General features: G+C 61.7%; 16 protein-coding genes. 10 read left to right on the forward strand and 6 right to left on the reverse strand.

The genetic code is table 11. The features are described from left to right. The first annotated feature begins 117 nt into the window (after positions 1 to 117). Both WB528_RS20785 and WB528_RS20790 read left to right on the forward strand, forming a co-directional pair. Positions 118 to 1,263 carry an alpha/beta fold hydrolase gene (locus tag WB528_RS20785; protein WP_423890288.1) on the forward strand — a complete coding sequence of 382 codons (1,146 nt, stop codon included), beginning with the start codon at positions 118 to 120 and terminating at the stop codon, positions 1,261 to 1,263. 114 nt (positions 1,264 to 1,377) lie between these two features. After that, positions 1,378 to 1,680 carry a hypothetical protein gene (locus WB528_RS20790; protein ID WP_423890289.1) on the forward strand — a complete coding sequence of 101 codons (303 nt, stop codon included), beginning with the start codon at positions 1,378 to 1,380 and terminating at the stop codon, positions 1,678 to 1,680. Between the two features lie 56 nt (positions 1,681 to 1,736). Here WB528_RS20790 and WB528_RS20795 read toward each other — a convergent pair whose 3' ends face one another. Next, the gene (locus tag WB528_RS20795) at positions 1,737 to 2,459 is read right to left on the reverse strand and encodes a hypothetical protein (RefSeq protein ID WP_423890290.1); all 723 of its coding nucleotides are present in this window, start codon (positions 2,457 to 2,459) and stop codon (positions 1,737 to 1,739) included. A gap of 155 nt (positions 2,460 to 2,614) precedes the next feature. Between WB528_RS20795 and mbfA the strand changes: the two genes are divergently transcribed. Both mbfA and WB528_RS20805 read left to right on the forward strand, forming a co-directional pair. Further along, entirely contained in the window at positions 2,615 to 3,586 is a 972-nt protein-coding gene (gene mbfA / locus WB528_RS20800) for an iron exporter MbfA (RefSeq protein WP_423890291.1), read from the forward strand. 62 nt (positions 3,587 to 3,648) lie between these two features. After that, positions 3,649 to 4,179 (forward strand): cytochrome b, encoded by a 531-nt coding sequence (locus WB528_RS20805; protein WP_423890292.1) that lies wholly within the window; start codon positions 3,649 to 3,651, stop codon positions 4,177 to 4,179. A gap of 68 nt (positions 4,180 to 4,247) precedes the next feature. Here WB528_RS20805 and WB528_RS20810 read toward each other — a convergent pair whose 3' ends face one another. Further along, positions 4,248 to 6,026, reverse strand: coding sequence for an acyl-CoA dehydrogenase family protein (locus WB528_RS20810; protein ID WP_423890293.1), 1,779 nt, complete (start codon positions 6,024 to 6,026; stop codon positions 4,248 to 4,250). A gap of 78 nt (positions 6,027 to 6,104) precedes the next feature. On the opposite strand from WB528_RS20810, the gene WB528_RS20815 reads away from it, so the two are divergent. Next, on the forward strand, positions 6,105 to 6,806 hold the full coding sequence (locus WB528_RS20815; RefSeq protein ID WP_423890294.1) for an SDR family NAD(P)-dependent oxidoreductase: 702 nt from the start codon (positions 6,105 to 6,107) through the stop codon (positions 6,804 to 6,806). Between the two features lie 202 nt (positions 6,807 to 7,008). Here WB528_RS20815 and WB528_RS20820 read toward each other — a convergent pair whose 3' ends face one another. Together WB528_RS20820 and WB528_RS20825 are read right to left on the reverse strand one after the other, a co-directional pair. Next, positions 7,009 to 7,623, reverse strand: coding sequence for an N-acetyltransferase family protein (locus WB528_RS20820; protein ID WP_423890295.1), 615 nt, complete (start codon positions 7,621 to 7,623; stop codon positions 7,009 to 7,011). 72 nt (positions 7,624 to 7,695) lie between these two features. After that, entirely contained in the window at positions 7,696 to 7,857 is a 162-nt protein-coding gene (locus tag WB528_RS20825) for a DUF1127 domain-containing protein (RefSeq protein ID WP_423890296.1), read from the reverse strand. Between the two features lie 151 nt (positions 7,858 to 8,008). Between WB528_RS20825 and WB528_RS20830 the strand changes: the two genes are divergently transcribed. From WB528_RS20830 to tcuB, 5 genes are all read left to right on the forward strand, one after another. Further along, on the forward strand, positions 8,009 to 8,917 hold the full coding sequence (locus WB528_RS20830; protein WP_423890297.1) for a transcriptional regulator GcvA: 909 nt from the start codon (positions 8,009 to 8,011) through the stop codon (positions 8,915 to 8,917). Between the two features lie 101 nt (positions 8,918 to 9,018). Further along, positions 9,019 to 10,350 (forward strand): MFS transporter, encoded by a 1,332-nt coding sequence (locus WB528_RS20835; RefSeq protein ID WP_423890298.1) that lies wholly within the window; start codon positions 9,019 to 9,021, stop codon positions 10,348 to 10,350. A 90-nt stretch (positions 10,351 to 10,440) separates the two neighbouring features. Further along, entirely contained in the window at positions 10,441 to 11,829 is a 1,389-nt protein-coding gene (gene tcuA / locus WB528_RS20840; protein ID WP_423890305.1) for an FAD-dependent tricarballylate dehydrogenase TcuA, read from the forward strand. 57 nt (positions 11,830 to 11,886) lie between these two features. Continuing rightward, entirely contained in the window at positions 11,887 to 12,918 is a 1,032-nt protein-coding gene (locus WB528_RS20845) for an esterase (protein ID WP_423890299.1), read from the forward strand. Positions 12,919 to 12,998: 80 nt separating this feature from the next. Further along, the gene (gene tcuB, locus WB528_RS20850) at positions 12,999 to 14,105 is read left to right on the forward strand and encodes a tricarballylate utilization 4Fe-4S protein TcuB (RefSeq protein WP_423890300.1); all 1,107 of its coding nucleotides are present in this window, start codon (positions 12,999 to 13,001) and stop codon (positions 14,103 to 14,105) included. A 7-nt stretch (positions 14,106 to 14,112) separates the two neighbouring features. Here tcuB and WB528_RS20855 read toward each other — a convergent pair whose 3' ends face one another. Next, on the reverse strand, positions 14,113 to 14,526 hold the full coding sequence (locus WB528_RS20855; protein WP_423890301.1) for a Rieske (2Fe-2S) protein: 414 nt from the start codon (positions 14,524 to 14,526) through the stop codon (positions 14,113 to 14,115). Between the two features lie 5 nt (positions 14,527 to 14,531). Next, positions 14,532 to 15,166 (reverse strand): amidohydrolase family protein (locus WB528_RS20860; RefSeq protein WP_423890302.1); only part of this gene is annotated, 635 nt, incomplete at its 5' end.

A 15,166-nucleotide genomic window follows, 5' to 3' on the forward strand; every position in this document is an offset into this window, starting at 1 on the left:
AAGCAAGGTGAACGCGAGCCTGGATCCAGAACCACCGGCGGCAAGGATGTTGCGGGAGCCAACTCCGCGTTAGGTTCCCGCTTTCGCGGGAACGACCAGATTGTTGGTGACTAAACTATGCACACCCTCCCCGACATCCCGCTCCCCGCAGGCGTCCGCTCGCGGTTTATCGAAGACATCAACGGCCTCACCATGCACGTGCTGGAGGCGGGCTTTGAAAGCGGCGGCCGTCCTTGCGTGTTGCTGTTGCACGGCTTCCCGGAGCTCGCTTTCAGCTGGCGCAAGGTGATGCCGCTGCTGGCGAAGGCCGGCTACCACGTGATCGCGCCGGACCAGCGCGGTTACGGCCGCACCACCGGTTGGGACGCGAACTATGACGGCGATCTTCGTCCGTTCCGCCTGACAAACCTGGTGCGCGATGCGCTAGGCGTCGTTGCCGCGTTCGGTCATCGCTCAGCCGCCGTGGTCGGACATGACTTCGGCAGCTCCGTCGCCGCCTGGTGCGGCGTGATGCGGCCCGACGTGTTCCGCTCGGTGACGCTGATGAGTGCACCGTTCCCAGGGCCGCCGAAGATGGCCTTCAATACAGCGGACAAGCCGTTGCCGCCGAAACGCGTCGATCCGATACACCACGAACTGGCCGCCTTGCCGCGCCCACGCAAGCATTATCACTGGTACTATTCGACGCGTGAAGCCAACGACGACATGTGGCGCGCACCACAAGGCGTGCATGATTTCCTGCGCGCCTATTACCATCACAAGAGCGCAGACTGGAAAGGCAACCGGCCTCATCCGCTCAAATCATGGTCCGCGGGCGAACTCGCCAGGCTGCCGACCTATTATGTGATGGATCTTGCGAACACGATGCCCGGGACGGTCGCGGAAGAAATGCCATCGAAGGCGGCGATCGCGGCCAACGCGTGGCTTCCCGACGACGAACTCGCGGTCTACAGCGCCGAATATCAACGAACCGGCTTCCAGGGCGGCTTGCAGTGGTATCGCTGCGGCACATCGGGCGCGTTCACGGCGGAACTCGAGACCTGGTCTGGCAGAAGCATTGACGTGCCCTCCTGCTTCATCTCGGGTCTGCAAGACTGGGGGACCTATCAGCGTCCCGGCGTGTTCGAGACGATGCAGACAACGGCCTGCACGCGCATGCTCGACGTTCATCTGGTCGATGGCGCCGGGCATTGGGTCCAGCAGGAACAGCCCGACGAAGTCAGCCAGTTGCTGTTGCGCTTCTTGAAAGCGGCCGCCGGATAGGTGGATCGCGTTTCCGCCTTTGGTCGAACGCAATTTTTCGCGGGAACAATCCGAAAAAGCCGGCGTTGCCGCTGACGGGTCGTATAACCCGATGACTGAACTGAAGGAGGGACTATGCAGAAGACGATCACCGGACTATTGGGCGCGATGGCAGCGCTTGGAGCCCTCGGCGTGGCCCAGGCCGCACCAACGCCCGATCCGAATGAAGCTTTGAAGGCGAATTCTTTTGCCGAACTGCTGGAGCCGATTCCCAACGCGCCAGCACTCCTGAAGGCAATGGATGAAAAACCGGCGGCGGAAAACACCGTCCAGGTGGCTCAATATTACCACCACCACCATCATCACCACCATCACCGTTACTGGCGGCGCTATCACCATCATCACCATCACCATCACCACCATCAATATTGGCGGTAAACGAAAATCAAACAGGACCCCTTGCGGTCCTGTTTTTTTGCGATTTCCCATCAACGCTATTGCTCGCGCGCTTTCTCCTTCGCCGCTCGGTGCAGGTGCCGGTAGGTCCCGTCAAATACGGTCTCCGTTGAAGAGGTCCACGCGGTGCCGGCCGACAGATTTGGCCGGTTATTGTAAATGCGGCGCGACTGAAGCTCGCGCTCGGCAAATTCTTCAGCCGTCATCGGCTCAAGCTCGAAATTGGCCTCTTCGGGGATCACGATGATCTGGGCGAAAGGCTCATTCGGCCTGAAAATATGCGTGCGGCCTTCGGCAGGCGCCTTGAAAACGCAGAAGAACATCATTGGCCACCAGTTTCGGATCAGGGCCGGGACTGCGATAGGAACGCTATCGCTGGGATCCGTGTAGAAGCGCGGATGCGGCTCGGTGCGGATTGCCATGCCCGGCTCGACCTTGAGATCAAGCAGTATCTGGTAGGTGTAGAAGGTGTCGCCGAAACTCCGGAACGGCGGCCACTGCAGACCGCTATCGGGCGGATCACCCCAGTCACTCTCCAGAACAAGCTGCCCGTCTTTTGTGCTGACATGCAGCTCGTTGTCGTAGGGATAGAACAGTTCGATCCCGTATTGAGCCCCTTCCGAAAACGGAACGCAGTGCCACACCTGCTCGCGTGAACCATTCGCGCGCGGCTCGCGCTTTCCGGCCCATCCTGGAATTTCAAGTTTGGTCCGGCGCGGCGCCAGCCGCGGGTCGTTCAGGCGATATTTGACCTTTTGCATCAATGCTCCCCTGCTATGTCCCAAGGAGCGAAACGAACGCGAACCGCATCGGTTCCCCCGGCCCGCGAACATCGGGAAGCGGGTGATTTGACGTTCAAGCGGGCCCCGGTTATATCAATTTAGAATCATTCTAAGCGATGTCCAGGGGCCGTACCGTGAAGAAATTTGCCGATTTGACCGAGCGCGAAGTGCTGGCGGTGGCGATATCAGCCGAAGAGGAAGACAGCCGCGTCTATATGAGCTTCGCGGAAGACCTTGCGGAACGTTACCCGGAATCGGCCAAGATATTCGAGGAGATGGCCGAGGAGGAAAAGGGCCATCGTCACCGGTTGCTGGAGATTTACGAAAAACGCTTCGGTCAAAATCTGCCGCCGATCCGGCGCGACAACGTCAAAGGCTTCTTACGCCGCCGCCCGATCTGGCTGACGAAGAACCTGTCGCTCGATGCGATCCGCAAGGAAGCGGCAACGATGGAGTTCGAAGCCGAGCGATTCTACATCAAGGCGGCGGAGCAGACCCAGGATGTCGGCGTCCGCCGGCTGCTCGCCGATCTTGCGGAAGCCGAAAAAGGCCATGAGCACATCGCCGCCAAACTGACCGACGAACTCCTTACCCCCGACGTGCGTGCGGCAGAAGACAAGACGCGGCGCCGCGTATTCGTGCTGCAATATGTGCAGCCCGGCCTTGCCGGACTGATGGACGGATCGGTCTCGACGCTGGCCCCTTTGTTCGCCGCAGCCTTCGCCACGCATCATAACTGGCAAACGTTCCTTGTGGGTCTTGCCGCCTCGATCGGCGCCGGCATCAGCATGGGCTTTGCGGAAGCGCTGTCCGACGATGGCTCGCTCACGGGACGCGGCTCGCCCTGGTTACGCGGCGCGGCAAGCGGCGTGATGACGGCGCTCGGCGGCCTCGGTCACACCATGCCTTATCTCGTGCCCGACCGCTGGGCCAACGCCTTCTGGATTGCGACCGCCATCGCGGGCGTCGTGGTGTTCTTCGAACTCTGGGCGATCGCCTATATCCGCGCGCGCTACATGGACACACCATTCCTGCACGCCGTGTTCCAGATCGTGCTCGGCGGCGTCATCGTGCTCGGCGTCGGTATTCTTATCGGCGCGGCGTAGGAATCTTGGCGCAAAACGAACCCATCCCCCGATGATGAAACCATCTGATAGATGAGAACTGAATGACCAACCGCCTCCAGTATGGAACGACCGCGAAGACATTTCACTGGCTGATCGTTGCCTTGCTCTTCGTGCAATACCCGATCGGATGGCTGATGCCAGACGTCCATCCGAGTGACACGCCCGGCTCCCCCATGACGTTTCATGTCTCGTTCGGAATCGTCATCCTCGTCCTGATCGTCCTGCGTTTTGCCTGGCGGCTGACCCACCCGGTCGCACCGGAAAGTTCGCTGCCCGCTTGGCAGCGATTAACCTCGGAGTTCGTCCATTGGGCACTCTACGCGCTGGTGCTGGCAACAACCCTTAGCGGTTGGCTGTTTGCGTCCTTTCGCGGCTGGTCCTTGTCCTTCTTTTACATCGTACCCCTGCCGATGCTGGCGTCCGCCAATCCGGCGGCCAACAAATTCATCGATGGCTGGCACCAAATAGCCGAATGGACGCTGCTAGCCTTCATCGGCATTCACTTCGCAGCCGCGATGGTCCATCTTTTCATCTATCGCGACCGGATCATGCAGCGGATGCTGCCGGGATAATTCGTCAACATCAATCCCGATCTGGCGGCAGTCATTTTCGCCGAGATTCTTCCAGCCGAAGCGAATGATTATGAAGCGGCCAACTCAGCCGCCTCGGCCATGCCGAGCGCGCGTTCGTCGAGCAGGGCGTCCGTGATCGCGCGCTGCGCACCGGCGTCGGCAAGTCGGAATGGATCAGCCGAAGCCAGCCGGTGATCGATCACGAGCCGCGACAACAGCAATCGCCGCGCGTCGCCACGCATCTCGTGGATGCGCCCGGCTTCCCATGCCAGCGCGACGGCGCTTGCGGCGTGATAAAGCAGGCTGGTGGCGCGGCGCGCTTCGGTCTCGTTTTCGCGCTGGCCGGCGACCTTGCGCGCGAATTCGATCGCCGAATCGGCAAGCCGCCGCAACCGGTCGCGGAAGGTGTTCGGTATCCCGGCGCTGTCGTCGAGCCTCGCATGCAGATCGGCTGCGAGCGCGCTATCTGCACCATGACGGCCGATCGCCCGCGCCAGCGCATCGATGGCAACGATATTGCCGGTGCCTTCCCAGATCGAGCCAAGATGCGCATCGCGCAATAATCTGGCGGTGGCGAATTCCTCGATGTAGCCGATGCCGCCGCGCATCTCCATCGCATCGCCGCATACCTTGCGCGCATCACGCGTGGCACGGAACTTCAACGTCGGCGTCAGTATCCGCAACAGGAGCGCCGCGTCCTGACTACCGGCCTCCGCGCGATCGAGCGCATCGGCTGTTAGAAAACTCATCGACAGCGCCTGCTCGGTCGCAAGCATGATTTTCATCAACTGCCGTCGCGCCAACGGCAGATCGATGATGCGGCTGCCGAACACCACGCGGCTTTTTGCGACCGTCATCGCGTCGTGATAGGCGCGCCGCATGAGGGCGGTGGATTTGACGCCGTTGGAGAGCCGCGACGAGTTGACCATCTCGGCCATCTGCACGAAGCCCCGATCGAGCCTGCCGACGGCATAGGCGGTCGCGCCTTCGAGCTTGATTTCACCTGACGCCATTGAACGGGTACCGAGCTTGTCCTTCAGACGCACGATCCGGTAGGCGTTGGGCGAGCCGTCATCCAGCGTCCGCGGCATCAGGAACAGGCCGACGCCGCGGGTGCCGGGCCCGGCGCCTTCGGGGCGCGCGAGCAGCATCACGACTTTGGCGTCGGCGTTCGAGCAGAACCACTTCTCGCCATGAAGCCGCCAGTGATCCCCCTCCTCGACCGCGGTCGTGGTCAGCGAGCCGACGTCGGAGCCGCCCTCTTTCTCGGTCATGAACTGGCCGCCCTGGGTCAGTTTGTTCATATCGGTTTGGGTGAGGCCGTCGAGATATTTCTGCTTCAACGCCTCGCTGCCGAAATTCGCCAGCAGCTTGGCGCAGCCATCGGTGACATTGATCGGGCAGCCGAGTCCGAACTCAGCCTGATTGAACAGAAACGTAAAGGCGTGCTTGGCGGCGACAGGATATTTGTCAGGCCAGCCCATGATGCCCTTGCGAAGCGACATCGCATGAATGCCGAATTCCCCGAATGCCGCGCGCTCGAGTTCACGGTAGGCCGGGTGATATTCGATCCACTGCACATCGCGGCCAAAGCGGTCGCGCTGATGCAGCACCGGCACATGCCGGTCGGCGAGCCTGGCGCATTCGTCGAGGTAGCCACCTGCAAGCCCGCCGAGACGGTCGAGATACGGTTCGATGTGGCGAAACAAGGCATCGGGCAGATGGATGCGAAGCAGATCCGAAAGCGCAGGATCGGCACGGTAGAAATTCATGCCTGAGGTGTCCGGCGCGAGCAGCGCCGACCGAGGATCCGAATTTGCAAGGCGATTTTGCGAATGCTCCTGCATTGAATTCCCTCGTTCGCTTCCTCATCTGTTGAGGCGAACTATCGCACATCCCTCCCCGGATAGAACAAGGAACATCCGATGGAAGCTCCAAAATACAGGAATGCCCTGATTGTAGGGGCGGGCGAAGGCCTGAGTGCCTCGCTGGCACGGCTGTTCGCGCGCGAAGGACTTCGCGTCGCGCTCGCCGCCCGCAGCATCGAAAAGCTGGGCGCACTCTGCGCGGAGACCAGGGCCAACGCCTATGCCTGCAACGCTACCGAGCCGGACGGGGTCGAACGCCTGTTCGGCCTGGTCGAGCGCGAGACCGGGACGCCCGATCTCGTGGTCTACAATGCCAGCGCGCGGGCGCGCGGTCCCATCGTCGACCTCGTGCCGGCGGAGGTCGCGCAAGCGATCGCCGTCAGCGCGTTCGGTGGCTTCCTTGTGGCCCAGCAGGCCGCCAAACGCATGCTGCCGAACAAACGCGGTGCGATCTTGTTCACCGGCGCCTCTGCCAGCGTCAAGGGCTACGCGCAATCCGCCTCCTTTGCGATGGGGAAATTTGCGTTGCGCGGACTTGCCCAGAGCATGGCGCGCGAATTATCGCCGCAAGGCGTCCACATTGCCCATTTCGTGATCGACGGCGGCATTAAAAGCGCAACGCGACCCGATCCTGCCGACCGGCCGGATTCCATGCTCGATCCCGACGCGATTGCGCTGAGTTATTGGAACGTGTTGCAACAGCCGAGGAGCGCCTGGACCTGGGAGCTGGAATTACGGCCCTGGGTGGAGAAGTTTTGAGGCAGCACCGCGCTCTTCCCTTGTCGTCGTTCCGGGGCGCGAGTGAAGCGAGCGAACTATGGCGCGCAATTGCGCACCTGAGAATCCATTTCTCCGAGCGTTCATGCGGCGCCATGGATTCCGGGCCTGCGCCTTACGGCGCATCGCGGAGTGACGAACACACTGGATCGCTAACGCTCGCAACGATGCCTAAACTGCGCTCTTACACCACAGCCTCCGCCATGCGCCGCTCCGCCGCACGCTTCCAGCTCGCGCAGGGAATCTCCTGATGCACCGGATCGATCGGTTTTTCGAAGCGCACCAACTTCCAGTCGTCGGGATGACGACCGAAGGCAAAGCCAAGCTTGCGTGCCAAACCGATCATCGCTGCGTTGGAGCGCAGGGTGTCGCCGAATATCCTGGTCGCGCCCAACGCGGCCGCACGGCATCCCAGATTGCGGAGCAGCGCAGCGCCGACGCCCCGTCTCTGCCAGCGGTCGTCGATGGAAATGCCAAACTCGAAACTCGCGCTCGCCGCCTCAAACCCGTAGCGCGCCTCGCCCACGATAATCTCGTGACCTTCGATCATCATCACCGCGATCACGCTGAACCTGTCGTTCTCGCCGGCGTGAACGAAGCGATCGAGTTCGCCTGCCGGCAGTTCACTCATCGCGCCCAGAAAGCGATTGTGGCGCGAGACCATCGAAAGCTTGCGGAAGTAACGCTGCAACACCTCGCCATCGTCGGGCGCGACAAGGCGAACCGTCAGGGTACCGCCATCGCGCAGCCTCAAATGTTCGATGTGGTGTGGATGGTCGGAGAGACGAAGTGCGGTCAAGGCGGCCTCCCGCCGGATTGAAAGATTTCCGCCGGCGCCCCTTCGGAAAGGCGGCGCCGGCCTTGGCTGCATTCAAGCCCGCCAGAACGGCTTCTCGGCCTCGCTGACGACGTCGCTCCACGACAATCCGACGTCATGCAGGTCCCGGTCCGACCAATGGGTCAGCTCGTGACGCTGACGCCAGCGGTCCACCCAGAGATGAAGACGGTCATTCAACCGGGTGAAAACACTCATATCATGACTATTTGTCACATTATTGGATAAGCACAGGGACATGATGTCCTCCATAATTCTATTATTTACAGCAATTATCGGCAGACTTTGCGGTTGCAGCAAACGACACTTTGAGCCATAATACATGAGATAAATTCATGCATCTGGAATCATGGTCGCCCGCCTTCCCTCGCTCAACGGATTACGCGCCTTCGAGGCCGCTGCCCGGCACCTGAGTTTTACGGCGGCCGCGGCCGAATTGAACGTCACCCAGACCGCGATCAGCCATCAGATCCGGCGGCTGGAAGCCGAGCTCGGGATTCGCTTGTTTGTCCGGCAGAACCGCACCCTGGCGCTGACGACAGAGGCCAGGGAATACCTTCCCGGGATTCGCGCCGCCTTCAACGACCTGCGGCTCGCCACCGACCGGCTGTTGCGCAAGGACGGCGACCGCGTGCTGACGGTATCCACCTTGGCATCGTTCGCGGCGAAGTGGCTGTTGCCGCGGCTGTCCACCTTCCAGCAGGCCCATCCCGATATCGACGTCCGCATCACCTCCTCGACCAGCCTTGTCGATTTCCGCCGCGATGACGTCGATGCCGCGATCCGCTATGGCCGCGGACACTGGTCCGGTCTGCGCGCCGACTGGCTGACGGCCGACGAATTGTTTCCAGTGTGCAGCCCGGAGCTGTTGAAAGGCGACAACCCGCTGCGGTCCCCGCAAGACCTTGCCCGCCATACGCTGCTGCACAGCAGCGGCGGCTATGACGACGACTGGCGGCTGTGGCTGACCGCGGCCGGTCAGCCATCGGATATATCGAAACTACCCGGCCTGAGCTTCGACCTGATTCTGATGACGGTGCAGGCCGCCATCGACGGACTCGGCGTCGCGATGGGCCGCACCTCCTATGTGGAAGGCGATATCGCCAAGGGCCGGCTGGTGGTGCCGTTCAAGATCGCGCTGCCCGCTGACGCCGGTTTTTATCTGGTTTCGCCGCAAGCGCGCGCCGAGTCGGCCAAATTATCGGCGTTTCGACAGTGGCTGCTCACCTCGATCCAGCGCGGCGCAAAAATCGCCTGATTTGCAGTTGGTCGGGCGACTGCGACGTGGCAGATTGGCCCAACAAGACAACCTCGCTCGAAATGGGCGGATACCGCGCGTGATACAGGGAGAAACCGATAATGACGCCATCGTCCAGTTCGCCACCTGCTCAGATCAAATCGCGAATTGGCGCCATTCTCCGCGCGACCAGCGGCAATTTCCTCGAGCAGTTCGACTTCTTCCTTTTCGGTTTCTACGCCCGCTACATCGCCGCCGCGTTCTTTCCTTCCCACGATGAAACCGCTGCCCTTCTCAACACGTTCGGCGTTTTCTGGCTCGGCGCCTTGATGCGTCCGGTCGGCGCCATTGTGCTCGGCGCCTATATCGACAAGATCGGCCGCCGCAAGGGCCTGATCGTTACATTGACGATCATGGCGGTGGGCACAGTAACGATCGCGCTCTGCCCGACTTATGCGGCCATCGGCGTCGCCGCTCCCCTTATCGTTCTGGTCGGTCGCTTGTTGCAAGGCTTTTCGGCCGGCGTCGAACTCGGCGGTGTGTCGGTCTATCTCTCCGAAATCGCAACGCCGGGCAACAAGGGCTTCTATACCTCCTTCCAGTCCGCGAGCCAGCAGGTTGCGATTTTCGTAGCCGCGACCATTGGATTCATCCTCAACGAAGTTATCACGGGCGATACCGTGGCGTTCCTCGGTGGGATCGAATTCGCCAAATGGCGAATCCCCTTTTTCATCGGCTGCATGATCATTCCCTTCATCTTCTTCCTGCGGCGGACGCTGGAAGAAACGCCGGAATTCTTGGCGATGAAGAAGCATCCGACAACCAGGGAAGTCTTCAGTTCGGCGGCGGCAAACTGGAAGATCATCGTGCTCGGCATGATGATCGCGGTGTTGACCACCACGACCTTCTACTTCGTCACCGTCTACACCCCGACCTTCGGCCGGACGGTGCTGAAGCTCACCTCGCGCGACGCGTTGCTGGTCACGCTGCTGGTCGCGGTGACGAATTTCATCTGGAATCCGGTTGGCGGCGCGCTGTCGGATCGCATCGGCCGAAAGCCGGTGTTGCTGGGGATCGCTTGCCTGTCACTGGTGACGGCCTACCCCGCTTTGCATTGGCTGGTCGACGCGCCAACGTTCGGCAAGATGCTGGCGGTCGAGATGATGTTCTCGTTCTATTTCGGCGTTTACAGCGGCACCATGCTGGGCGCGCTGGTAGAAGTGGTGCCGTCGCATGTCCGTACCACCTGCTTCTCGATGGCGTTTGCGCTGGCCGCGGGCCTGTTTGGCACCTTTACCCCCTTCGCATCGACGCTGCTGATCAATCACACCGGCGACAAAGCCTCTCCTGCGTTTTGGCTGATGTGCGCCGCTGTTCTCGGCATCTTCGCGGCGCTTGTGGTCTATCGCGATAGCGAGGCGGGCGCGAAGCGGCACGTTGTAACCGCCGGATAACGGTCTCGATCATGCTCCAGGAAGGTATCGCCCTGCACCGATGCCAGTTCTGATTAACATGCAGACAATATAACAAAGAGCATGGTCGACCTGACCCGGAAATACGACGTGCTGGTGATCGGCGGCGGCAACGCCGCGCTTTGCGCCGCGATCAGCGCAGCCCGCGACGGCGCGTCCGTACTGGTGCTCGAAGGCGCCCCGAAATTCTATCGCGGCGGTAATACCCGGCACACCCGCAACATGCGCTGCGCCCATGATGCGGCGACCGACATCCTCACCGGTCCCTATACGGAAGAGGAATTCTGGGAAGATCTGCTCCGCGTCACCGGCGGCCAGACCGACGAGGAGCTGGCGCGCCACATGATCCGCGAGTCCAAGGACATCCTGCATTGGATCGTGCAGCAGGGCATACGCTGGCAACCTTCGCTCGGCGGCACGCTCAGCCTGGGGCGAACGAACTCGTTTTTCCTCGGCGGCGGCCGGGCGATGCTGAACGCGCTTTATCTGACCGCCGAGCAGCTTGGCATCGACATTCTCTACGATGCCGAAGTGATCGATCTCGACATCACCGAGGGGATGTTCCTGTCCGCCATCTTCAAGCGCGGCGACGGGAGAGCGACCGTCTCGGCCTCGGCGCTGGTCGCCGCCGCGGGCGGTTTCGAAGCCAACATCGAGTGGTTGAAGCAGTACTGGGGCGAGGTCGCCGACAATTTCCTGATTCGCGGCACGCCTTATAACCGCGGCGCGGTCCTGAAGGTACTGCTTGACAAGGGCGTGCAGGAGATCGGCGATCCCACGCAATGCCATGCGGTGGCGATCGACGCGCGCGCGCCGAAATTCGACGGCGGCATCATCACCCGCCATGATTCCGTGGTGTTCGGTATCGTCGTCAACCGGGACGCCCAGCGCTTCTACGACGAGGGCGAGGATATCTGGCCGAAGCGCTATGCGATCTGGGGACGCCTCGTCGCCGCCCAGCCCGGCCAGATCGCCTACATCATCTTCGATGCGAGCTCGCGCAACAGCTTTATGCCGACGTTGTTTCCGCCGATCGAGTCCGGCAGCATCGCGGGCCTTGCCGAAAAGCTGACGCTCGATCCCACAGCGCTGGAAAAGACCGTCGCCGACTTCAACGCGGCGGTGCGGCCCGGCACCTTCGACCATACCATTCTTGACGATTGCCGCACCGAAGGCCTGACGCCACCGAAGACCCATTGGGCGCGACGGATCGAGACAGCGCCGTTTTATGCCTATCCCGTGCGGCCCGGCATCACCTTCACCTATCTCGGCACGCGCGTGAACAAGCAGGCGCGGATGCTGATGAAGGACGGGAAACCTTCGGCGAACATGTTCGCCGCCGGCGAGATCATGTCCGGTAACGTGCTCGGCAAGGGTTACGCCGCCGGCATCGGCATGACCATCGGCAGTGTGTTCGGCCGGATCGCGGGCCGGGAGGCAGCGAAGAATGCAAGGAACTAGCGCCGCGCTGGTTTGACTTCGCCCCGCGCGGGACGAGGAAAAAGTGGAGGATGAGCCATGTCACGATCGATTTTCGCAGCGGCGGCGGCAACCCTTATGTCGGCGGCCTCCGTGCAGGCCGCCGAGCCCATCTCGCTGCGCGACATGGGCTCGTTCCATGTTGGCGGCCGGCTGGTCGAGATCAGCGGCAAGCCGATCAAGGAAGTCACGTTCACGCCGGGCGGCGTGCCGGCGAAGGTCGATCCGAACGGCGTCTATCAGGTCGAGCAGATGTACGTGCAATATTTCCTGCCTGCCAACGAGCACGGCGCGTTTCCGCTTCTGATGTGGCACGGCGGCGGACTGACCGGCGTCACCTGGGAGACCACGCCGGACGGCCGCGAGGGCTGGCTGAACTATTTCCTGCGCAAGGGCTGGAGCGTCTACAATTCGGACGCGGTCGAACGCGGGCGCGCCGGCTGGGCGCAATATCCCGATATCTTCAAGAGCGAGCCGGTGTTTTTGACCACCGCCAATCCGTTCGAGCGCTTTCGCATCGGCGATGGACCGAACTCCTACGATCCGGATCCGGCGAAACGCAAGATGATGCCGGGCAGCCAGTTTCCGGCCGAAGGCTACGACAATTTCGTCAAGCAAGGCGTGCCGCGCTGGACCACCAACGATGACGCGACGATCGCGGCCTATATTGCGGAGATCGATCGCGTCGGCCCCTGCATTATCATGGTGCATAGCCAGGCCGGCACGTTCGGATTCAAGGTGGCGCAAGCACGGCCTGACAAGGTCAAGGCGCTGATCGCGATCGAGCCGGCTGGCGTCGGCGATCCCGCCAAGATCGATGCGCTGAAGAATATTCCGACACTGATCGTCTATGGTGACTATATCGACCGCGATTCGCGCTGGCCGAAGATGCGCGCAAGCGGCCTAGCCTTCGCCGACGGCATCAAGGCCGCGGGCGGCAGCGTTGACGTCATCGACCTGCCGAAGATCGGCATCAAGGGCAATTCGCACATGGTCATGATGGATAAGAACAACGCCGAGGTCGCGGGCCTGATCCAGAGCTGGCTGCAGCGCAGGGGCCTTACGAAGTGAAGCACATAGCGTTTTCAAGCGAACTAGGTACCGGTTCGCGTGAAAAAAACGCGTCAGGAATAAAGGTCGAGTAGCGCAGCATGCATGGCACCCAAACTCTCAAGGAAGCCGACCGCCTGATGACGGTCTGCAATTCCTGCCGCTACTGCGAGGGCCTCTGCGCGGTGTTTCCGGCGATGGAAATGCGCCGGGCCTTTTCCGATGGCGACCTCAACTACTTTGCCAATCTCTGCCACGCCTGCGGCGCCTGTTACACCGACTGCCAGTTCTCGCCGCCGCATGAATTCGATGTCAATGTGCCGAAAAATCTCGCCGCCGCGCGCGCCGAATCCTGGGCCGCATATGCCTGGCCGCGCGCGTTCTCCGGCCTGTTCGCCCGCAACGGTCTCGCCATCAGCATCATCTGCGCCTTAAGCGTCGCGGCGTTCATTTTCGGTTTCGCCGCATTGACCGATCATGCGGTTCTGACGGGCGTTCATACCGGCCCCGGCGCGTTCTATGCGCTGATGCCGCACAATACGATGGCAGCGTTGTTCGGCGCCGCGTTTCTCTACGCAATCCTCGCGCTCGCGATGGGCCTTCGTGCTTTCTGGCGCGATATCGGCGAGCCCTTCGGCACGCTTGCCGAGCCACCATCGCTTTGGCAAGCGATGAAAGATGCCGGGCGGCTGCGTTATCTCGATGGCGGCGGCGTCGGCTGCTTCAACGAAGACGAACGCCCGACCGATCACCGCCGGATCTACCACCACCTGACGTTTTACGGTTTCCTGCTGTGCTTTGCGTCGACTTCGGTGGCAACGCTCTATCACTACCTGCTGGCTCGCGAAGCGCCCTATCCCTGGTGGGATCTGCCGGTCGTACTGGGTACGCTGGGCGGCATCGGGCTCGTGATTGGACCGATCGGGTTGCTCACAGAAAGGTCCAAGCGTGATGCCGCGCTCGTCGACGCCAACAGCTCCGGCATGGATGCGGCTTTTACCCTGATGCTGTTCCTGACCGGCGTCACCGGGCTTGCGCTTTTGCTGTGGCGTGAGACCTCGGCGATGGGGCCGTTGCTGGCGCTACACCTCGGCGTGGTGTTCGCTTTGTTCATCACGCTTCCCTATGGAAAATTCGTACACGGCCTTTATCGTTATGCCGCGCTGGTGCGTTACGCGCGCGAACGGCGCACGATGGGGCATGTGTGAAGGGCGCTTACAGATCCACCACGACGTAGTCGCTTTCCACCGACACTTTGAGTGTCTCCGCTACATATGGCCCCTTCACCAGGCTCGTGCCCGGCTCGACGTTGACGGCATAGGCGCGGGTACGAAACCGCTTCGGGTCGCAATATGATTGGCCGGTACGGATATCGAATTCCCAGCCGTGCCAGGGGCAGCGGATGATCTCGCCGCGCCGCGTGTATTCGACCTCGCCGGGATCGGAAGATTGCGCAAGACCAATCAATGCGCCTTCGCACAGCGCCGCGCCCTGATGCGGGCAGCGATTCAACAGGCCGAAGAATTCGCCGTTGACGTTGAAGACCGCAATCGGGCGCTCGTCGATGGTGAGAAACTTGCGCGTACCCGGCGGCAATTCATCGACCGGCGCGACGACGTGCCTTGTCATTTCGATTACGCCAGCCCGTACAGCTTCTTCGCATTACCCAGATAAAAAGCCTCACGCTTGGCATCGCTGACGCCGGGCGGCAGCACGCGTGACGGCTCGTCGAAATCCCAGTGCGGGTAGTCGGTGGCGAACAACAATTTGTCCCAGCCGACCCACTCCACCACGTCAAACAGGTGGTCCCGCCGCTCGGGATCCTCCATCGGCTGCGTGGTCCACCAGATGTGTTCGCGGATGGTTTCCGAAGGCAGCCGCTTCACGTGCGGCACCTCGCTCTTGAGCCGCTTCCAGTTCTTGTCGAGCCGCCACGACAGCGACGGCGCCCAGCCGAAGCCGGCCTCGATCATGATCATCTTGAACCGGGGATAGCGGTCGAACACGCCCTCCAGCACGAGACTTGAGAGCACGGCCTGCTGGCATTGGGAGTGGCCGACCATCTCTTCGATGTAAAAGCTCGGCCAGCCCGAGGCCGTGATCGGATTGCCCCCGAAGCCGAAGGCATGCACACCCACCGGCAGCCCGACTTCCTCGGCTGCTTCATAAATCGGCCAATAGCGGCGCTGGCCGAGCGGTTCGACGGTGCGGCTCAAGACCAGCACCTGGGCGAAATTTTTGTCGCCGCCGCGCTTGCGGATTTCAGCAG

Origin of the sequence: Bradyrhizobium sp. (genome assembly GCF_049586575.1) — a bacterium.
Taxonomy (GTDB): Bacteria; Pseudomonadota; Alphaproteobacteria; order Rhizobiales; family Xanthobacteraceae; genus Bradyrhizobium.